The 19389-nt window shown below is 64.0% G+C and carries 18 protein-coding genes; 9 read left to right on the forward strand and 9 right to left on the reverse strand.

The window, feature by feature from the left end:
• Positions 1-139: 139 nt before the first annotated feature.
• From O3I_RS24470 to O3I_RS24495, 7 genes are all read left to right on the forward strand, one after another.
• The gene (locus O3I_RS24470; protein WP_014985672.1) at positions 140-331 is read left to right on the forward strand and encodes a YegP family protein; all 192 of its coding nucleotides are present in this window, start codon (positions 140-142) and stop codon (positions 329-331) included.
• A gap of 307 nt (positions 332-638) precedes the next feature.
• Complete coding sequence (locus tag O3I_RS44985) at positions 639-1025, forward strand: hypothetical protein (protein ID WP_141692242.1); 387 nt, start codon at positions 639-641, stop codon at positions 1023-1025.
• On the forward strand, positions 994-1305 hold the full coding sequence (locus O3I_RS24480) for a hypothetical protein (RefSeq protein WP_141692241.1): 312 nt from the start codon (positions 994-996) through the stop codon (positions 1303-1305). Before O3I_RS44985 ends, O3I_RS24480 begins: the two co-directional genes overlap by 32 nt.
• A gap of 25 nt (positions 1306-1330) precedes the next feature.
• Positions 1331-2578, forward strand: coding sequence for a tyrosine-type recombinase/integrase (locus tag O3I_RS24485; RefSeq protein ID WP_051067005.1), 1248 nt, complete (start codon positions 1331-1333; stop codon positions 2576-2578).
• Complete coding sequence (locus O3I_RS46425) at positions 2575-2748, forward strand: hypothetical protein (protein ID WP_237748124.1); 174 nt, start codon at positions 2575-2577, stop codon at positions 2746-2748. Before O3I_RS24485 ends, O3I_RS46425 begins: the two co-directional genes overlap by 4 nt.
• A gap of 366 nt (positions 2749-3114) precedes the next feature.
• Positions 3115-5208 carry a site-specific integrase gene (locus O3I_RS24490; RefSeq protein ID WP_237748125.1) on the forward strand — a complete coding sequence of 698 codons (2094 nt, stop codon included), beginning with the start codon at positions 3115-3117 and terminating at the stop codon, positions 5206-5208.
• Positions 5209-5241: 33 nt separating this feature from the next.
• On the forward strand, positions 5242-5823 hold the full coding sequence (locus O3I_RS24495) for a hypothetical protein (RefSeq protein ID WP_014985676.1): 582 nt from the start codon (positions 5242-5244) through the stop codon (positions 5821-5823).
• A gap of 4 nt (positions 5824-5827) precedes the next feature.
• Here the strand turns inward: O3I_RS24495 and O3I_RS24500 are convergent, their stop codons facing one another.
• Positions 5828-7309 carry a PIN domain-containing protein gene (locus O3I_RS24500; protein ID WP_014985677.1) on the reverse strand — a complete coding sequence of 494 codons (1482 nt, stop codon included), beginning with the start codon at positions 7307-7309 and terminating at the stop codon, positions 5828-5830.
• A 99-nt stretch (positions 7310-7408) separates the two neighbouring features.
• Positions 7409-8962, reverse strand: a complete 1554-nt coding sequence (locus O3I_RS24505; RefSeq protein WP_081594318.1) for an ISL3 family transposase — start codon at positions 8960-8962, stop codon at positions 7409-7411.
• 221 nt (positions 8963-9183) lie between these two features.
• Here O3I_RS24505 and O3I_RS24510 point away from each other — a divergent pair, with 221 nt between their 5' ends.
• A complete protein-coding gene (locus O3I_RS24510; protein ID WP_167829172.1) occupies positions 9184-10140 on the forward strand; it encodes a dihydrodipicolinate synthase family protein in 957 nt (318 codons plus the stop codon).
• A 28-nt stretch (positions 10141-10168) separates the two neighbouring features.
• Here O3I_RS24510 and O3I_RS24515 read toward each other — a convergent pair whose 3' ends face one another.
• Positions 10169-10789 carry an AAA family ATPase gene (locus tag O3I_RS24515; protein WP_014985680.1) on the reverse strand — a complete coding sequence of 207 codons (621 nt, stop codon included), beginning with the start codon at positions 10787-10789 and terminating at the stop codon, positions 10169-10171.
• 275 nt (positions 10790-11064) lie between these two features.
• Positions 11065-12672 (reverse strand): hypothetical protein, encoded by a 1608-nt coding sequence (locus O3I_RS24520; RefSeq protein ID WP_141692240.1) that lies wholly within the window; start codon positions 12670-12672, stop codon positions 11065-11067.
• 496 nt (positions 12673-13168) lie between these two features.
• On the opposite strand from O3I_RS24520, the gene O3I_RS24525 reads away from it, so the two are divergent.
• Entirely contained in the window at positions 13169-14035 is an 867-nt protein-coding gene (locus O3I_RS24525; RefSeq protein WP_041562850.1) for a glycosyltransferase family 2 protein, read from the forward strand.
• A 1-nt stretch (position 14036) separates the two neighbouring features.
• On the opposite strand, the gene O3I_RS24530 is transcribed toward O3I_RS24525, so the two are convergent.
• The 5 genes from O3I_RS24530 to O3I_RS24550 form a co-directional block, all read right to left on the reverse strand.
• Complete coding sequence (locus O3I_RS24530; protein WP_041562851.1) at positions 14037-14834, reverse strand: class I SAM-dependent methyltransferase; 798 nt, start codon at positions 14832-14834, stop codon at positions 14037-14039.
• Positions 14819-15763, reverse strand: coding sequence for a dTDP-glucose 4,6-dehydratase (locus O3I_RS24535; protein ID WP_014985684.1), 945 nt, complete (start codon positions 15761-15763; stop codon positions 14819-14821). The genes O3I_RS24530 and O3I_RS24535 overlap by 16 nt, the downstream gene beginning before the upstream one ends.
• Positions 15760-16977, reverse strand: a complete 1218-nt coding sequence (locus O3I_RS24540) for a radical SAM protein (protein ID WP_081594111.1) — start codon at positions 16975-16977, stop codon at positions 15760-15762. Before O3I_RS24540 ends, O3I_RS24535 begins: the two co-directional genes overlap by 4 nt.
• Complete coding sequence (locus O3I_RS24545) at positions 16911-17747, reverse strand: sugar phosphate nucleotidyltransferase (protein WP_081594112.1); 837 nt, start codon at positions 17745-17747, stop codon at positions 16911-16913. Before O3I_RS24545 ends, O3I_RS24540 begins: the two co-directional genes overlap by 67 nt.
• A gap of 520 nt (positions 17748-18267) precedes the next feature.
• A complete protein-coding gene (locus tag O3I_RS24550) occupies positions 18268-19377 on the reverse strand; it encodes a hypothetical protein (protein ID WP_041562852.1) in 1110 nt (369 codons plus the stop codon).
• Between the last annotated feature and the right edge of the window lie 12 nt (positions 19378-19389).

The raw sequence follows: 19389 nt of genomic DNA on the forward strand, positions 1-19389 counted from the left end.
GTGCATCCTGTCAGGACGCCCGTCCACTTAGCCAGGAGTCAGCCCGCCATGTGCCTGAAATGTCGGCTTGATCTATCCGGGTGGCCTACTCTCAGCAGGTCAGGTGCTATCCGTTCGAATGAGACGCGAGGTAACTGAGATGGCTGCAAAATTCGAGCTCTACAAGGACAAGGCCGGCAAGATACGGTTCCGCTTGAAAGCCCCCAACGGCGAGATCATCGCAGCATCGGAAGCATACGAGAGCAAAGCCGCCGCCAAGAACGGCATCGAATCGATCAAGAAGAACGCCGCCGGCGCCGAAGTCGTCGACCAGACCATGGCAGCGGTGTAACCCTCGTTCAGGTCGCCGGGCCGCCCAATACGCGTCGATCGTTCGCGGCGAGTGCGTCCCCCAACGGCGCAGTTGGACCGCGAGATGCCAGGCCCGGCGACCAGGCCGAACGAAGTCAGTGATGAAACCACCCGGGGGTGCTGCACGCCTCTGTAGCTGCCGAATGGGCGGTGCTCGATCGCAGTGTCACGAACGCCGAACCCTGACCCGACTGTCGCGTCATACTGGTCGCAGGAAATCCGGGGGGCTAGTGGCGACCAGTGTTCTCGTTGCAGTTGTCGGAATCCTCGGCACAGCGATCGGGGCTGTGCTGACGGCGTCGATTTCGCCCCGAACCGAGAGTAGGCGCCAGCTGGCGCTCGAGCGCCAGCAGATGCGAGAAGCACAGCGACAGCAGGACGGGCAGCTGCACGAGCCACGGCTCGAACATCTGCCGTGGCGCCGCGCGCTCGCCTACCTCGACCTGCTCACCGACCTCAGCTCTGCCGACCGCGCAAATCAGCAACTTTTCCGCGAACTGGTCGCCAGGTCAGCCCCTGCACCGGTCGTCGACGAAGCACGGCTGGGCGAGATCCGCCGCGGCTTGTTCAAAGCTGCGGAACACACCGCCGACAAGGTCGTCCTCGAAAGACCCCGCCGCCGTTGCGGCCACCGCCTCGGCCGTGACAGCTCAGCTTGGTGTTCTCGTCAGTGAAGTCCGCGCATTTGCCCGAGCACACGCCGATCCAGCACCGCAGGAAGTGGAGCATCGCAGGATCGTCGAGGAAGCCGGGCAGCGTTTCATCGAGGTGCGCACCACGTTGTCGCGTCCGGCTGAATACTGGATCAGGCACAAATTTCGTGATTCCGTCTGGTCGGGTTCCTTAGTCGCTCAACAGGATTCGTTTGCGGAGCAGGTCTGGTTTGGCGCGGCCGAACATTTGGCGCTTACCGCCCACGTAATCGGCGTCCGTGACATTCGTACCCATCCCTGAACGACGCTGTGGCGAACAGGGATTGATGCCTACATTCGCCACACATACGTCCCCACCGGCGGCGGTGGATCTCGATCGGTTCATGGTCCGGAAGGTCCGCCACCGCGACGGCCGGTTGTCGCACTGGATCTTCACCCCGTCCGGGGAGGTGCATCGTCCGTCGCTGACGGTGCTGACCAGGTACGGGACCTCGACACAGGAGACCTACGCCTACAGCCTCGTCGATCACCTGAACTGGCTGTATGTGAACAACCGCGGCCCGGACACGGTCACCTTCGATGACCTGCGCCGCTACATGAACGGCGTGACCGGCCGGGTCGACGGCGTCTACGGCCTGGTCTGGCGGCGACCGGAGCAGAAGCCGCTGGGCCCGTCGGCGGCGGGCAACGTCGCGACGGTGGTGAAGGCTTACTATCTGTCGTTGCAGGTGACCGGCGAGGTCCGGCCGGATCTGGTCGAGGCGTTGACCTGCGGCCGCAGCTTCGCTCGTGGTGGTCGGCGGTCGGTCGAGTCGAATCCTCTTGCCCCGCACAAGGGTTCGCGTCGGCCGCGGTTCTTGCCGGACGAGGTCGTCGAGGCGTTGTTCGAGCCCGGGGTTCTCCCGACTGCCCGCGACGTCATGATCGTGACCTGGTTGCACGACGGTGGGCTGCGCGTCGGCGGGCTCTGCGGGCTGCGGTTCTGCGACCTGCACCTGACCCGGAACCACCCCTGCGGGCAGCGCGCGGATCCGCATGTCCACGTCGTCGGCCGCGACGACAACCCCAATCGGGCTCGCGCGAAGTCTTACGTTCCGGCGACCTCGGCCCGGGACGGTTACACCGTCGACGGGGTGATCCGCGCGGTCTCGAACGACATGATCAGCACGTTCTACGCCTACCTGCTCGACGAGTTCCATCCGATCCAGCACCTGGCCGACCACGAGCAGGTCCTGGTCCACCTCACCGGCGCCACCGCCGGCGCGGCGCTGCACACCGGCGGTGTCCGCAAGATGCTGCGCCGCGCCTGCGGCCGTGCTGGCCTGAACGTCCACCTGGTTCCGCATTCCTTCCGGCACAAGGCCGCGGCCGCGCTCTATGCCGAGTCGGACTTCAACGCCGAGCTGACCGCGCAGGAGTTCGGCTGGTCCAGCCCGGCCATGGTCACCGAGGTCTACGGAAAGTCGGCCAACCGCCACGCGATGAAGTTCCTTCAGCAGGCGTGGGACGCCACCGCCCGCCCACCGGCCGAGCCGTATCTTGCGCCGGCACACGGGCGCGGAGTCGAGTCGTGACCGCCCCGGACACGGCCACCGGCAGCACACTGACATCCGCTCCGGCCACCGCGGCCGAGTATCTGGGACTGAGCCCACAGCGGCGCTACGACATCGTCAGTCGGCAGTTCCCGGACTGGCTGCTCGCGGAGCCGATCGAGTTTCCGCCGCACCACCCCACCTACGCCTAGTGCTGCCGTGTCGAAGGCTGCGACGGCGCGCTGCACGCGACCGCGCCGTCGGCCCAGCTCTGTGTTGACCACGCACGCAGATATACCGAGGTCAAGGACACCGTCGCCTACGAGGATTTCCTCGCCGACGCTATACCGAACCGATCACAGGTCTTCGGTCGCGCGTTGATACGAAGCCCTGCCTGCATGATCGGCGGCTGCGAGCGGGAACAGGTGGCGCGTGGTTACTGCCGGGCTCACATCAACTCGCTGGGAAAGGCCCGGAGAAAGGGTGAGCGCGAAATTGATTGGTGCGCGAGGCAACAGCCGCTGCACCCGGTGCAGTCGTGCGCGATCGATCGGTGCGTCCACGACAAGGCCCGGGGCATGGTCGTGGGCGGGGTCAAACGATCACTCTGCGTCAGCCACGCCCAGCACCTGAGGAACTGGCTGAAACAGTCGAGAACCTCGCGGCACGATCCGGAATGGGAAGAGTTCTTCCGCGATTCGACCGTCGTCGCCTCCACATCGCCGCCCAGCGCCCGGGGCCTGTTGTCGCTGGCAGCGCTCCCGATCGGATTGCAGCGCGAGATCCGATATGCCCTGCATCGGCATGCTCAGATTGCCTGGCGCGCCCAATGGCGACCGCCGGTGCTGCGGACCGTCGTCGAGATACTGGTGATCGCGGGAGTTCGTTCTCTCACCGATCCGGCGGTCGCCGAGTTGGCGGACGCGAACACCCGAAGTCCGCGATATGTCTTGCTGGCCTTGGTGTCTGCGGCTCGAAGCCTCATGTTCACCGCGGAATCAGCAAGAACGGCTGGGTGGTTCGACCCGATCCTGGTCGGCGCGGCGCCGTTTCGCGATGCGGGAGGTCGCTGCCGGCGAAAGCCTTGGGATCTCACCCCGGTGAAACAGCGTTGGCTGCGCGATGTCCTCTGGGATCACTTGCGCGACGAAGCGCTCAAACCCGCTGGCAGGAGCCCCACGGCGCAGACGATCTACTATCGGCTCTCTGGGGTCGGGCTTCTTTCGGCGGTGCTCGAACACAACCGCGCCGACCACGGCGAATACCCGCGAGCTTTGGTCAAGGCCGACGCGGAGATGGTCAAACAGACCTGGGACCTGTGGTTCCAGGAGAAGATTCCCCTGCCGGTGGTCACCGCCCACAATCAGCCGCGGGTCTTCAGCGCCTCGACTCGGCAGGTTCTCATGTCCGCGGTCCGGATCGTGCTACGCGATGCTCGTGCTCAGGGCCGGACCGCTGCCGAACTCGACCCGTTCATTCTCAGTCTGCCGGAATATCCTGTCCCGCAGAGTAATCCACGGCCACGACCGCTGAGCTACGGCGACTTCCAGCTGCTGGTCGCGCCGGAGAGCCTGCGGGCACTGGATGCTCTCGACATCGAGAACACGGGCCTGTCCGATATCTGGCTCACCCACGCATGCCAGGGAGGCCGGATCGGCGAGACGTTGAGTCTTCGGCTCGGCTGCATCGGAATCGTCGGCGCCGCGCAGCCCTACATCTGGCGCGATGTCTCCAAGGTCGGTGTCGTCGACTACGGAATGCCGTGCTACCTGCCTGTTTACGAGTGCCTGCTCCGACGGCAGGAAATCACCCGGGACAGGTTGCGCACCCGCTACCGCGACGAACTGGCCGCCCTCGACGAACGCGGCCAGGCTCGTCTGGAAGCCAGGTGGGAGCGGGAGATGCCACTGTTTCCTCGCGCGAACGCCAACTACGACCTGACACTGTTCGCCACTCTGGCCTGGTTCCGTGACCTGTTCAACGAATGGCTGCAAGGACTCGGGCTCAGCTCGATCACCTCGCATCAGACCCGGGCGACGCTGGCCACCTCACTGCTGAACAACGGCGCCCCACCGGCACTGGTCCGGCAGTTGCTCGGGCATTTCTCCGAGAAAGCGCTGGCCCACTACGCCACCTACAACAACGACACCATGACGAGGCACTTGCAGCGGATCTGGGCTGCCGGGCCCGGCATGGACAAGCCCGGCACCATCCTGCTGCGCCCCACCGAGCTGAAGGCCGAGAACCCCGCTGCCGTGGCGGCCCGGATCGACCTGACCGTGGTGCCGGTCGAGCATGGTCTCTGCCGCTACAGCCCGGTCGTCGGCGGCGCGGCCTGCCCTTACGGCAAGAATTGCAGCGACGGACCGAAGGGCCCCTGCGAGCACTTCGTGCTCACCGGCGCGGACCTGGCCTATTGGGAACGCAAACGCGACGCCGCAGTCCATTTCGCCGAAGGCGCGCCCACCGATGACGCCCGTGACTACATCCTCAGCCAATGGGAGACCTGGGACCCGGTGCTCACCAGCCTGCGCCAGGCCCTGGACGAACTCGGCCTGCTCGAAGCCGCCGAACAGCTCGATCTGCGCAGCCCCGTCCATGACTACTTCGACCCGCTGTTCTCCACCGGATTCCATCTGGGGCAACTGAACTCGACCGCCGAGACCGTCTGACCGCGGCCCCCGCGACCAGAAAGAGCAGACTCTTTGACACCCAACACACGTCGCCGACCCGTCGAAGCGATCGACCAGCGATCCCGCACCAGCACCGACTGCGAGAAACGGGTCCGCAGAGCCCTAACCAAACTGACGAAGACCGGCGCACCGTTCACCATCGACAACGTCTGCGACCAGGCCGGCGTCGGCAGAACATTCATCTACGACAAACGCCGCCCCGAGCTCACCAAAGCTGTTCTCGCAGCTCGTGACGCATCCCAGGCCGCTGGCTCCGCGCGCGCCGAGCAGGCCCTCGATGCCGAGACCGCGTCCTGGCGTGAACGCGCACTCAACGCTGAAGCGGTCATTGCCTCCCTCCGCGCCGCCATCCGGGAGCGAGACAACCGCATCAGTGACCTCACCGGACAGCTCTACGACCCCGACGGCAATCACCTGATCGACGAAAACGTCCGGCTGCGAAGCCTTCTCACGACCCTCAACCAGAACCTGACCAAGGCCACGACCGAAACACGCACCCTCCGACGATCACTCGACGGCGCACGCGCCAACGTCAGGCGCGAACGCGAACGTAACGTCACCCAGATGTTCTGCCATGATCACCCTTCACGCTGAACGTTCAGTCCTCGTGCGGCTCGGGCGTCTCCTCCGGCTCATTGTCCTCGGCGGACTCTGTCGTCGCTGTTTCGGGATCTCTCGCGGCTCTTTTGGCTGCATCGGCGATCGAATTCTTGAACAGGCCCGAAGCCGCATATTGGGCGGCTATGTCGCCGATCGGGCTCCAGAACATGTCTGGAGCCGCGAATCGGGCGGCCTCGGCGATCGAGTTCTTGAACAGGCCCGAAGCCGCATATTGGGCGGCTATATCGCCGATCGGGCTCCAGAACATGTCTGGAGCCGCGAATCGGGCGGCCGCGTCGGCGATCGAGTTCTTGAATAAGTCCGAAGCCGCATACTCTGCGGCGATATTGGCCATCGGGCCTTGCAGTTTGCCCGACGCTGCGAGCTGGTCGAACAGGTCCGACATCGCCGCCCGTTCAGCGCGGCGCTTCCAACGAGCGCGCATCGGATCATCGGGCAATGCCTCGACCGACGTCACCACGGCATTCTCGATCTCCCCATCCGGTGAGACCAGGATGTCACCAGACACTCGCAGTTGTTTCGTGATCGTGCTGGTGCGCAACCCGTCGCCCAACAACGCGACGTCGACCTCGGAGGTTACCGAAAACCGCGCCGTCCACCCAGCTTCCCCGCGGCCGGCACCATCGCTGAACTGCCACCCCTCGATCGACCTCTCCGCGTCCACCACCGTCGCGGCCACGGTCTGTAATGGCAATGCGGCACGCTCCGGGTCCACGTCGAAACCAGCGAATGAGCCTACGAGAAGATCCGCGAGAACATCCAGATCGAACTCACTGGTCAGGCGCGTCAGTTCGGCCTCATTGATCGGCGCGAACAACGACTCGAACTTCCGGACCAGCCGATCCATCTTGACGACATACTCAACCCGCCCCGACAGCTCCTTACCGTCGAGATCGTCAACCAGGTGAGGATGCAGCGGGAACGGGCACGCGTCTTTCGGGCTGATGCCAGTGCCGACCTCGCCGAAATCGCGATGGTTGTCGCTGACGAACCACACCTTCTCGTCCGCGTTCTCCTCGGCCACCGACATCACCGCCAACCAGATAAGTGTGTCCCGAAGCCCGTCGACTTCCTTCTCGCAATACGGCGCACGGCGCTCCGAGGCTCGGCGAGCAACCTCGAGCCAACCGAACGGCGGAGTCGGCACGATGGGCACCCCAACCTCGTCCAGGTGAACACGAAGCCACTGCTCATATCCCTCTGAGCGCCGGGCGATCTCATCGACCATCGCCTGCTGTTGTTCCTTCAGCCCGAACAACCGAGCCTTCACGCTCTCCAGCTTTGCGGACTCCAGTGCCCAGGCCCGGCGCACCACGTTCACCGTCTCCATGAACACGACCTCGGGCACCACAACCTTCACCCCCCATGCCTCCCGGTTCTCCAACAGGGAAACCCAATCCCGCCGACGAAGCCATGGCGAGCTGCAAAGGATGTTGGTGTCAACCACAACCAAGGTCATAGCGACCATTCTGGCCCTCCCCTCCGACAACCAGCGCCGCGGCCACACCGACTTACCAACCGAGGCATAAAGCACGTCACGAACACGTTCTCGACGCTCCTACCTGCTCAAAACTCCGGTTCTGCCGGCTAGTCGTCCACTAAGCTCGCTTTTGATCATCTTGATCCGGTTGACGTGTCCTTCGACTGGCCCGCTGCTCCAGGGTAGGGTGAGTCCGGCGGTGACGGCGTCGTGGTCGCGGCGCAGGCCGCGGACGAACGAGTGCAAGGCGGGCAGGTCGTCGGCGTCGACGGCGGTCATCCATTTCTCCAGTTCACGGCCGCGTAGTTCGGTCATGATGGCAGCGAAGGCTCGGACGTGGCCGACCAGAGTGGTCAGTTCCGGGCTGGCGTCGAGGATGGCGTCGAGCTGTTGGCGATGTGCTGGATCGAGTCGTGAGGGGTTGCTCATGATCCAGCCGGTGACACGGCGGACCGAGGGTGGTTTACGGGCCGGCGGGCGAGCCTGCCCGGCGACGCGGAAGGGTTGCAGGTAGTTGAGCAGGACTTTCACGCTGCCGCGGTAGCCGAGTGGTTGGATCTCCCGGAACAGCTCGGTTGCGTTGGTGCAGCCCTCATTCCAGCGTTGATGCAGGTAGGGCTTGAACTCATCGAGGATGCCGGGCCGCCGCCCTGTCCCGTTGTTGACGAGCAACCTTTCGACGGTGGCGGCGCGCGCGAAGCGGCGGACGGTGCCACGGGCAAGCCCGAGTCTGGTGCCGATCTGCAGCAGGCTGACGCCTTCGGCGAGCAGAGTATGGACGGCTGTGTGGCGTTCGCGGGCCCGGACAGCCCACTTGTCGGCTCTGTGTTCCGGTGGCGCGGCAGGTTCGGGGGCGGGCGCCACTTCCGTGCCGAGCGGGGGCATAGCCTTCGAATCACCTTGGAGCTGTGCACTATTGGCGATCTCAAGGCATGCTCGATGATGAGCGACCACTCGTTCGACGGCCTCGCCGAGGTTGTGCCAGATATGCCAGCGGTCCGCGACTTGCAGGGCATGTGGCGCTCCGGCGGCGATGCCGTCGGCATGGGCGCCGGCGCGGTCGCGGCAGACGATCTCGACGCCGGAATGGGCACGCAGCCAGGCGGCGAGAGTGTCGGCGGTTCGGTCTTGAAGCACCTCGACCGGTCTCCGGGTTTCGATATCGATCAGGATCGTGCCGTAGTGGTGACCGCGGCGCAGCGCGAAGTCGTCGACCCCGAGTACCCGCGGTGTCGCGTGGTCGGGATCCGGCAGTGCCCGGATCTGCCGTAGCAGAGTCATCCGGCTGACCGTGGCCGCCAGATGTCCGGTCATCCGGGCTCCCGCACGACCACCCAACGCCAGCGCGACCGCGCGCAGCACACGTTGCAGAAGACTCGTGCGCCGGGCGTGACGTTCCGCCAACCCAGGCACCTGTTCAGCGAAAGTCCTTCTCCCGCAATCAGGGTTGCCACAGAACAATCGCCTCACCTGCAGCCGGATCACCACCTCCCGGCCGGTGATCGCCGTGTCGGACAACCGCCGCCGGTAGCGACTATGCACCCGACGCGAGACCGTTCCGCAGTCCGGGCAGGCGGCCGTGTCGTCGCGAGTACGCACGTCGAGGTTCACCCGCCGACCGGCCGAGGTCATGCCGGCGATCTGCAGCCCGTCCAGATGCGGGAACAAGACCGCGAGCGGCCCAAGATCAGAACACCGGCGACAACATGATCGATCATCAAGCGCCCGTTGGCAATACGAGCATGGTCAATCACGCAAACCGTGCCAGATCCAGGATTCGACCGACGTTGACACACGTTTCTGGAATCCGCCCGCACAGCTCTCGACGAGGTCCTCGACGGCTGCCAGCCGACATGAAGCACATACGGGCGGCGTCGATAACGTCGCTCACGACAGGCCTCTGGTACGAAGCTGAGGTGATCACTTCACCGATCGTGGCCGTGACGACACCGTTCCAACTCGACGGTCGTATCGATCTCCCAGCGTTGGGCGACTATCTCGACCTACTCGCTGCCGCGGGTATACGGACGATCCTGGTGAACGGGACCACAGCGGAGTTCGCGAGCCTCACCAGCGCAGAGCGGCGCCGTATCGTCGAATACGCCCGCGGCCGGTGGGCAGGTGAACTGATCGCCCATGTCGGATCGCCGGCGATCGCTGAGGCGGAGGAATTGGCCGACCATGCTGCGCAGCACTGTGATCGCCTCGCCGCGATCAGTCCCTACTTCTTCGCCGATGCACCCGAGGCCGGCGTCGAGCACTACTTCGCTCAGTTGCTCGAAGCCACAACGCATCCGGTGCTGCTCTACAACTTCCCTCGCCACACCCAGAACCCTCTAAGTCCCGCGCTCGTCGCTCGCCTGGCCGGCCGATATCCGCATGTGTGCGGGATCAAGGACTCCGGCATGGACTTGGCGGTGACCCGGGAGTTCAAGACGCGCAGTCCGCGGCTGGCGGTATTCGCCGGCAACGACCGAGTAGGGGCAGGATTGTCCGAACTCGGTATCGATGGTGTCGTCACCGGAGCCGGTGGCCCGGTCGCCGAACTACCCGTCGCAATCGCCGCCGCATCCCGCGCAGGTCTGTCAGACCGCACGATGGCGCTGCAGCGCAGCTTCGACGACTACACCGACACCCGGAAGTCGTTTCCTCTCTCCGACATCGCCTTTGCGAAAGCCGCCGTAGCAGAACGCATCCCCGGATTTCCAACACGCGTCCGGTCACCACTGATCGGCGCCACTGTTGAGCAGGTGGCGCGGATCGGCGGGTTCATACGAGACCGCATGCTCGACGTCATCGACCACCTCTGATCGCGTGTGTCCCGCGAGTGGTGGGTGATCAGTTGGCGATGACGATGTCGACGACACGGTGGGCGATCTCGCGTATTCCGCTGTCGAGCACATCTTTTCGGTAGGCGTCCCAGTCCGCGAGCTTGGGAGCGTCGCGTTCGGCGCCACGAGACAGCATCCGAGCACGGATCAGCGCGGCGGAGCTGTCAATCCAGATCGTCTGTACCGCAACAGCATCCGACACCTCCGTGATAACCCGCAACTGCTGCGCCAACGACCGGTTCGCCGCGGAAGCGGCGCGGATCACCGACAGAAACGGGCCATCGAGCACGACATTGTGCGCAGTGCCGATCCGAAATCCCGTGCGGGTAAGCCCCTCATAGATTCCCGGGGAAACCACCGACCGATACACCTCGCTGTCGCGATCGTAGGGGTCACCGGTCAGCCTGGTCATCACATCACACTCGAGCCGCGGAACGAAGGCGTCTTTGTCCAACACGACCGCACCCCGCTGCGCCGCATACCAGTTCGCCGCCGTCGACTTCCCCGAGGCCGGGAAGCCACACACCACAACCAGGCCAGGGTCGGGCAGTGCTGCTGCCGCCGAGGCCAATTCGGTGACCACCTGCCCATCCAGCACCGGCGGTTCCGATCCCTGGTCACTGCGCACAGGTAGTCAGCGTAGGCGCTGGTCTCACTGATGGAACATCGGCGGTGAGTCCTTCCACATTCACGGGAGGACTCACCCGATGTGCTTAGGACAGTGCCGTTGCAGAGCCAGCGTTTACGCCGCCCGAGTTCCTCGACCAGCTGGCCGATGATCGGGGCCCGGTATCACGGGCGAACGCCTTTTGTATCAGAAAGGGAGCGACGCCGGTGGGGCCAGCACGGGGTGCGCGGAAGACGACGAGTAACGAGTTCGCACAGCAGTCGACGGACAGGCCACTACCCGGACTCGGGCTCGTGGCTATACCGAACCGACAGTTCGAATACTGCGCGTACTCGTGTGCCCTTCGAACCTCGGGCCTGGTTGACCGTCTCGGGTTGCGCACTGCCCGTCCACGTTCCGGCAGCGAGATAGGTGAAGTATCCAGCCAGGCTTATGGCGGCGTGACGTATCTCGGAGTAGTGCACGGTGAACGTAAGCTGGCTGAGAACACCTGTCCCCGCAGCGACGGCGTGGACCAGTTTCGCGGGAACGACGAATACGTCGCCGTCAGCGCCTAACAGCCAGTACGCCGACGTTGGACTGGTAGCGAGCAGATCGTCGAGTTGCGGGCGTTTGATGGACCACTTGTCGCCTCCGGCCATTCCTGTCGGCTTCAGAGTCTTCTTCACCTGTACGAACTCAGCGAAGGCCAGTATCAGCCGCCCTGGTACGTCTATGGTCACGACCAAGGCCAAGTCTGCGCCGACGAACTTTTCCTCTTTCTTCGGAATCGGGCGGAAGGCACCGACAAGGTCCGCACCGCCGCTGCCAAGCCTCGATTCAACCGCCCGGATCTGGCGCCGGTCCCGCAAAGTGGTTTCGATGCGGGTCATCAGGCTGCGCAGATGCCCTTCCTCCTCGGCTGCGGCGAAGTCCCGGAAATCATTCGCGAAGTCGGAAGTTGCGTCGGCAACAGCGTTGTACAGCGATGCCTCCAATTCGAGGTCGGACAGCCATGTGGCGCTCGGCTCGGCGAGTGGTCGCGGGAAGACCCGTCGGCTGCGATCGAAGTGCCTGGCCAGTGCCGACGCGTGCATCGAGATCGACCCGTCACGATCGCTTCCGTCGATGATCGATGCCAGACCTTTTGCGCGGATGGCGATTTCAGGCAAGATGTGTTCACCTTCAGCGACAAGCTCGTCCAGCACACTGGGATCCGCCGCGATCGCCAAGTTCGTCCCATCGGTCAACTCGCTACGGCTGGGGTCGAGGATCTGAATCAGCCATGGCAGCGCTTCGCGCCACGCCTGCGGGTATCGAGTCACGGTGGCGTGCAAGGTTTCCTGCAGTCCGGCGGTAACGAGGTCGTTCCGACGATATCCGCCCCGTTCACATACAACTGCTGCTGCGACTACTCGGCAGACGTCGGTAGGGAGTTCAGTGTCCGGAGTCGGCGCCGGAACATCACGCTTCGAGGATGCGTCGAAGTAGCGCGCCCGACGCATACCTTCCACCACACCGTCGGCCACTGCAGCCGCCACATCAAGCGGCGCAGGAAACGTTGCGACTCGCTCCCTCCATCTAAACAATGGAGTATATTCCCATGTCCGATCGGCAAGCATGCCAGCGCAAGACTCGAGTAGAAGAATGCCCATCTCCTCTGGACACAACGCAGTTATCGCACGCTCGAGCTCCAGGTAGATATACCCCGGCCGTAAGGCGTCGCGAACGGCCTTGTCCTCTACAGCATGCGACATTACTCGATGCGCGAGGTCGGGGTTCTCCCAGAATGCTTCCGCGATGTCGTCAGCGCAGTCGGAAGGATCGCTTTCGCTCAGGACCTCTACGAGCTCGTAAGCCACGTCGTCAGGCAATGTGCCGAATAAGGCTTCCCACAGCGACATAGACATTGAGTCTGCCGCCTACGTCAGAATCTGTCAGCCCATCGGCACGGCACCGCGTCTGCCGCAGGTGGCGTTGCTCACCAGACGGCAGTCTCGCGCTTCCTACCTGGACCACACCTCACACTCCTCTCAAGCCCGCGCGATTTCGGCAGCGACATCGCCCAGCACATGGCCATCCAGCTATATCAGTCGCGACCCCGGCAGCGGGCATCTACCAGTCGTTGCTGTCGAACGACATCGGATCATGACTGCTGGCTTCGATCGCGGCAATGACCTCTGCGTTAGTCCGCGCCCGGATGGTGGCGGTCTCTCGACTACGCAGGTGCGTAGCTATTGGATTGCTGTAACTTGCTGTCGAGGAGCGGACCGTCTCCGTAACACACGAACTGCCTACGGTTTCTCTGAACTGACGAGCGTGACCCGCGTGCGATCATCGGCAAGGAAGACGTTCGCCTGAAAGTGGTTTTAGGGTCGGCAGCCTGCTAGTTTCGCGGGCATGCCCGCACGTGATGAGAAGTCGGTCGGTCTTGTCCTGGTGACTTATGGCAGCAGTGAGGATCTTCCGCCGTTCCTGGAATCGCTGCCGTCCTCGGTGGGGCCGCTATCACTGCGGGTCGTTGCGGTCGATAACGCGTCGACCGATGACGGGCCCGAGATCCTCGAAGCGTTCGGGGCGACGGTCGTCCGGAACCCGGTCAATGTCGGGTTGACTCGTGCGATCAATCAGGGTGCCCGCGAGTTGGATACCGAGTGGTTGTTGATTGCGAATCCGGACACGCGGATGACGCCTGGGGCGATCGCGGCGTTGGTCGAGACGGCGCGTTCTGATGACCGGATCGGGGTGATCGGTCCACGGGTGTCGCGGTTGGATGGTTCTGCGTATCCGACCGGTCGCCGCTTCCCCTCGATCGGCGTCGGGATCGCCCATGCCCTGCTGGGGTCGGTGTGGCCCGCGAATCCCGCGACCCGTGCCTACTTCGGTAATCCCGTGACCTCGGTGAGTGATGTTGACTGGATCTCGGGTTGCTTCATGTTGTTTCGGCGAGAGGCGTTCGATGCCGTCGGCGGCTACGACGAGCGCTACTTCATGTATTTCGAAGAAACCAAGATCGCGCTGGACTTGCACCGCGCCGGGTGGCGGGTGGTCCTCGATCCTGGCGTGGAGATCTTGCATCGCGAGGGCGGCAGTACCCGCCACGCGCCGTTCCGGAAGGTGCGTAACCACCACCGCAGCGCGTTGCGGTTCTACATCGACTACAACCGGCGCAGCCCATGGATCGTGCTGACACCTCTGGTGGCGCTCGGCCTGATCGGACGTGGCGCGGTCTCGGTGTTGCGGACCGCGTTGTCGCGCGGGCGCTGACTCACTGGTTGTCGGTGCAGACCGCTACGGCGACTCGTTTGGGTTCGACGATGTAGCCGTCACGTTGGTCTTCGCGCGCCCACTGGTTGATCTGCTGGAGGATCTTCTCCTGCTCGGATGCGGTGGGGGTGTGGTCCCAGGTGGGGATGTTGGCGGCGAAGTAGTCGGCGTACTCCTCGACCGGGATGCGTAGTTCGCCGACGAGGAAATCGACGCTGAGTACATGCCAGTGCAGTGCGAGGGTCTGTTCGAGGTTTTCCGCGTTGACGTGGGTGGTGGTGAACTTTGGTTCGCCCCAACCGAATTCGTCGTGGATTCGGCACCGGTACCGGTGGGTGTGCGGGTAGGCGTAGAGGGAGTTGGCGGTGGCTACATACATTCCGTGGTGGCGAAGGACACGTCGTGCCTCGTTCATCGCGGCGGGTATGTCGCCGAGGTGGCCCAGGGTGTGCAGGCAGGTGATGATGTCGAAGGTGTCGTTAGGGAAGGGCAGGTATTCGGCGTCGCCTGCGGCGTAGCGCTTGCTGGGGGTGTCGCGGATCGGCGGGCGTACAAGGTCGAGGCCGAAGAGCCGGCCGCGGTGCCCGAGGGCGGCGATGTGCTCGAGTAGATGTCCTGTGCCGCAGCCGATGTCGAGCAGGGCGAGTTCGTTCGGCAGGCCGCAGCGTGTGGTGATCGCGGCGTGCAGGTCGATCGGGATGCTGCTGTAGCGGGAGTGGATGTCGGTCTTCGTACCCAGGACGCTGCCGTCGTTGTAGGCGGCGCGGAATGCGTTCTTGTCCTTCACTGTCGCCACCATCCTTGGTGTGTGCTCATCCAGGTCACGGTGTCTGCGAGGCCGTCATCGAAGGTCGTCGCTGGTTTCCAGCCGAGTTCGAGGCGAGCCTTGCTCGTATCTGTCCAGTAGCGGTGGTCGTGGCCGGGCCGGTCGGCGACGAAGCTGGCGGCGTCCTCGACGGTGATGTCCAGGTGTTCGGCGATGCGGCCGACGACCTCGAGCGTGGTCAGTTCGTGGTCTCCCCCGATCAAATACGACTGGCCTGCGGCGCCGTGCTCGAGTGCGGCGAGAAGCCCTGCGGCGGCGTCGGTGACGTGGAGCCAGGTGCGCGATTGCTGCCCGCTGCCGTATATCTGGGCGGGTTCGCCGCCCAGCAGCCGGGTCACGGTGGCGGGGATGAGCTTCTCGGGGTATTGCCAGCGACCGAACAGGTTGCTGAAGTGGCAGATCGTGGCGTCGAGGTCGTGGGTAGTGGTGTAGGCGCGCACGAGATGGTCCGCGGCGGCCTTGGTGGCGGCGTAGGGGTTGCGTGGCCGGTACGCGGTCGCCTCGGTGAACGGTTCGGCGTTCGCTTCGCCGAACACCTCGTCGGTCGAGGCGTGCAGTAGCCGTCGGCCGCCGAGAGCTCTCAGCGCGCGCAGGAGCACCGCCGTGCCGGTGATGTTGGTTTCGACGAATAGTTCGTCATCGGCGATAGAGGCATCGACGAATGTTTCTGCGGCAAGGTGGATCACGACTTCGCACTCGGTGACGAGTTCGGTGACCAATCCGGCGTCGAGCACGGTTCCGTCGACGACGGTGACTCGCTGCGAGGCCGGCAGAGCTTGCGGTATCGCGGTGTGGCGACAATTGTCGAGCACCGTCACGGCCGCGACCTTGCGCTGGTGCAGGAGCTGTTCCACCACGTGCACACCGAGGAATCCGGCACCGCCGGTGACCAGCACTCTCATGCCGCGACCTCCATCAGTGCGGGCTCCAGTGAGCGGTTCTCGTGGTCGGTGAGTACATGCAGTTCGTGGCTGCGTGTGTTGAACAGCAACGCGAAGCCCTGTTCGTGCCGGATCCGGAAGCTCTCTGGTGCCTGGCGGATTCGGCGGCCCAAGTCATTGACGGCGATGCCCAGTGGCGTAGGCACGGGGATCTCGTCGGTGAGTTGCGCAGTGGGTGTAGCCGCCTGGCCGTGTTCGATGGCTGTGATGTCGCTCAGGTCGGTAAGGATCAGACCGGCGTCGGCACCGAGTTGGAATTTGCGGGCGACCTCTTCGGTTCGGGTGAACGCAGAAACCTGCTGTGCTGGTTGATCGAGGATATGGGTCAGTGTGTGACGGTTGAGGTTGCCGATGGTCTCCTCGGCACGCCAGGTACGGCCCCATGCGCGGATCTGGGTACGGACCTCGCCGTCGGGGCGCACGATGCGATGCCAGCCCTTCCAGTTCTCGGTGAACTGGTGGATGCCCATGGTGCGAGTCGCTAGCGGGTGTACCAGTTCGTCGTTGAACAGCACCGCGATCTCGGGGACCTCGGTGGCGATCTGCTCGGTCAGCGCGTGCACGTCGGCGAATTGCCGGGCGTCCAGTCCTCGATAGTCGGTGATCGCGTGCCCGGCCGTGCAGACCGGTGTCAGATGGTGTGCGCTCACGCCCAGATCAGCCAGTACGCGGGTAAGTTCAGGCCATCGCGTGTGGTTGGTCGCATCGACGACGGAGATGACCGCGATGTTGTCGTGGACCTTGCGCAGTTCACCGATACCGTGCAGGGTCCGCTCGTAGGCTCCGTGCCCGCGGTTGCGGTCGTGGCGTGCACCGATGCCGTCGAGGCTCACGCAGATTCGCGACAGGTTCGCCGACTCTATGGTGCGCAGCAGCTTCGCGGGTGTCGCGAAAGCGTTGGTGATCAGCAGCAGGCTCGAAAACCTCAAACGAGTCGATTGTTCGAGCATCGGTATCAGGCCCGGCCACATCGTGGGCTCACCGCCGGTAATGGTGATTTCGAAGATCCGATGCCGGTCCGCGGCCTCGAGGATGTCCGGAATACAGGTTGGGTCGATTTCTGGGCCACGGTAGTCGGGGCCGGATGAGGAGTGGCAATACCAGCAACTCAGCTGGCAACGCCGTGTCGTGTCGAGGTTGAGCCGAACTGGCGCGGACGGGTGGGTGAGGTCCATGACGAAGTCTCCTGACTTTCGGATGGCGGGTGGTTGAAACCTCTTCGGAGAGCGAACAGTTCGGCCTCGCGCAGAAACGCCGGAGATACAGCGGCGTCGAACCAGCGCCCTGTCAGCCGGTCGAAGCTCAACTCGCCTGCGCGCAGGAAGCCGCGCACAGCGTCCATCGCTTCGCGTTCGCCGCGTGCGTTCTGATCGACCTGATGGACCGACCGGAACAGCGCATCCGCATCGAACAACATCAACCCGGCGCAGACAGTATTTGTCGTGGGGTGAGCGGGCTTGTCGGTGATCGCCGTGACACCACCGCCGTCGATGGCCACAGTGCTGAAGTGCTGCGGAGTGCCTGATTCGGCGACAGTGATCATGCACGGCGCAGGATCAGCGACAAAGCGTCGAACCGTTTCGACCGGCGCGAACTCGAACAGGTTGTCGCCCCACAACGTGGCAACGTAGGGAACCTCGACCGAGTCAGCGCAGCGTTGCAACGCGTCGGCCGTCCCCAGAGGATGAGGCTGAACCACGTAGTCGACCGAGATTTCCGGTGCGACGCAATCGAAGAGTCGGCGGAAATGGTCGATGTCGCCAGGCCCCACGACCGCGCTGAGCCTCTCGATGCCACAGCACATCAACAATTCCAGGCCGTAGTCGGCCAGCGGACGGCCACCGACCGGGATCAGATGCTTGTTACCGACAACCGACGGACGCATCCGGCTCCCGCTACCACCGAGCAGCAAGACCCCATGCAGCAGAGGCTGTTTTAGCACCATTTCCTATCCCCTCCTCGCCGCCGAGCACTTCCGCGGTCGCCGCCAGATACCACCGGCCTGGCTGTGAGCACGAAGCCTTCAGCGGGGATTGCGATCTCGATGATCGGGTTGTCGACACGGGCATCCAGCACCGAAGTGGTTGTAGACGCCCAGTCGTTGACCGGGGATTGAGTCGTCGCTCGCCGAAAGGGTTCGATGCGGATCAGCCCGCGTTGTCTCTCACGCCGGATTTCCTCACGGGTCAGGGTCGTCATATGCTCACCGCTCCTGCCGCAAAGATGCTGTGTAATGCGGTCTTTCGGCGTCAGCGACCGAGATTGTCAGATGCACTCGATCGATGGCGCTGGCATTGAATGCGGCGGGCCGTACCCGGGTGTCGAACACCCGCAGCCGTCCGTCAGCGGGGACAAGATTCCCCAAATGTTCCGTGCACTGTGTCCTGCCCATGCCCGCAAGAATCACCCCGCGCATCGGGTGAGTGGTAACAACTGGCTGTTGTTACAACAGCCAGTTGTATTGCTCAGCCGAGCTGTGCGACCGCAAGTCGCAACGCGGCGCTGCCAGCCGCTTGCACCGGGTGGTTCTCGATGATCTGTTGCACGCGTTGAGCATTGAAGGGCTGCAATTCGAGAACGCAACCTTCGGCGTTGGTGCTCACCGCACCACCGAACAGCTCGTCGAATACCGGTGAGTCGATGACCACGGCCGTGAGCAGATCGGTGGCAAAGCTCAGCGGATCGACGCCGAGCCCGAGGCAGTAGACCTCGACACTGTGGTCATGGCGCGCTTGGTCCAACTGCGACGCGAATGGCCAAGCGGTGTAGTCGATCGGTGCGTCCTCGCTGCCGTAGTCCTCACTGTCCCCTCGCAGCTCTTCGGCGAACTCTCGAATCATGTTGTGCCACAATGAGAAATCGCTACCAATGTTCCATTCGGCATAGCCTGAGGGCTGGAAGATCCCCACCGGGACAACTTGATACATGCCACCGGCATGCCCGACCTTACGAGGATCGCGCCAATGCAGCAGAAACGACTGCTCACCGGTACCCGGTTCACGACGGATCGTCAGAGTGCTGATCGCGACGTTGACCGGGCGCTGGCGCAGATCGCACGGATCACTGACCGCCGCTCGCACCCCACCAGTCAGCGCGTGGCCGCGGTGGGCCAGGGCGAACTCGTAGGCGGCGGCCTCGCCGACGTTGATGCTGTCGAAGTACGACCCGAGCCCGAACCGAAGCCTCGGCTGACTGCCGGCGAGATCGGCTCCGACGAGGCGATAGGTCGGCCGATCCTCGAACACTGCCGGAGCGGCGATCTCACCGACCGCCTCAGCGTAGGACGCGTACGGCTCGCCTGTGGCTCGGATCGGCAAGCCTGCGGCCTTGATCCCGTCCACGGCACCGTCGTTGCGCCGGGTCGGAATCAGTTCGAGGTCGATATCCTCCAGACGCAATGGTCCCTGTGGGATCCATTCAGGGCGGGTCAACAGTGGCGTGTCAGCGACAGTGCTCGCGCTGGGATAGCTCTTCGCCGCCTCAGTATCTAGCGCCGATCTGCGCTCGCGCAGAAACGCTCGGGTGTCCATCCATGTGCGTTCGCTCATCGTCAATTTGCGCGTGTCCGCACCCATCACACACTCCCG

This window comes from Nocardia brasiliensis ATCC 700358 (genome assembly GCF_000250675.2).
In the GTDB taxonomy this organism is placed as follows: Bacteria; Actinomycetota; Actinomycetes; order Mycobacteriales; family Mycobacteriaceae; genus Nocardia; species Nocardia brasiliensis_B.

Bases quoted from the DNA above. Each gene is read 5' to 3' on its own strand.
- O3I_RS24470 (WP_014985672.1), top strand. From the start codon at position 140: ATGGCTGCAAAATTCGAGCTCTACAAGGACAAGGCCGGCAAGATACGG.
- O3I_RS24485 (WP_051067005.1), top strand. From the start codon at position 1,331: ATGCCTACATTCGCCACACATACGTCCCCACCGGCGGCGGTGGATCTC.
- O3I_RS24490 (WP_237748125.1), top strand. From the start codon at position 3,115: ATGGTCGTGGGCGGGGTCAAACGATCACTCTGCGTCAGCCACGCCCAG.
- O3I_RS24500 (WP_014985677.1), bottom strand. From the start codon at position 7,309: ATGACCTTGGTTGTGGTTGACACCAACATCCTTTGCAGCTCGCCATGG.
- O3I_RS24505 (WP_081594318.1), bottom strand. From the start codon at position 8,962: ATGACCTCGGCCGGTCGGCGGGTGAACCTCGACGTGCGTACTCGCGAC.
- O3I_RS24510 (WP_167829172.1), top strand. From the start codon at position 9,184: ATGAAGCACATACGGGCGGCGTCGATAACGTCGCTCACGACAGGCCTC.
- O3I_RS24520 (WP_141692240.1), bottom strand. From the start codon at position 12,672: ATGTCGCTGTGGGAAGCCTTATTCGGCACATTGCCTGACGACGTGGCT.
- O3I_RS24525 (WP_041562850.1), top strand. From the start codon at position 13,169: ATGCCCGCACGTGATGAGAAGTCGGTCGGTCTTGTCCTGGTGACTTAT.
- O3I_RS24530 (WP_041562851.1), bottom strand. From the start codon at position 14,834: ATGGTGGCGACAGTGAAGGACAAGAACGCATTCCGCGCCGCCTACAAC.
- O3I_RS24535 (WP_014985684.1), bottom strand. From the start codon at position 15,763: ATGAGAGTGCTGGTCACCGGCGGTGCCGGATTCCTCGGTGTGCACGTG.
- O3I_RS24540 (WP_081594111.1), bottom strand. From the start codon at position 16,977: ATGGACCTCACCCACCCGTCCGCGCCAGTTCGGCTCAACCTCGACACG.
- O3I_RS24545 (WP_081594112.1), bottom strand. From the start codon at position 17,747: ATGGTGCTAAAACAGCCTCTGCTGCATGGGGTCTTGCTGCTCGGTGGT.
- O3I_RS24550 (WP_041562852.1), bottom strand. From the start codon at position 19,377: ATGGGTGCGGACACGCGCAAATTGACGATGAGCGAACGCACATGGATG.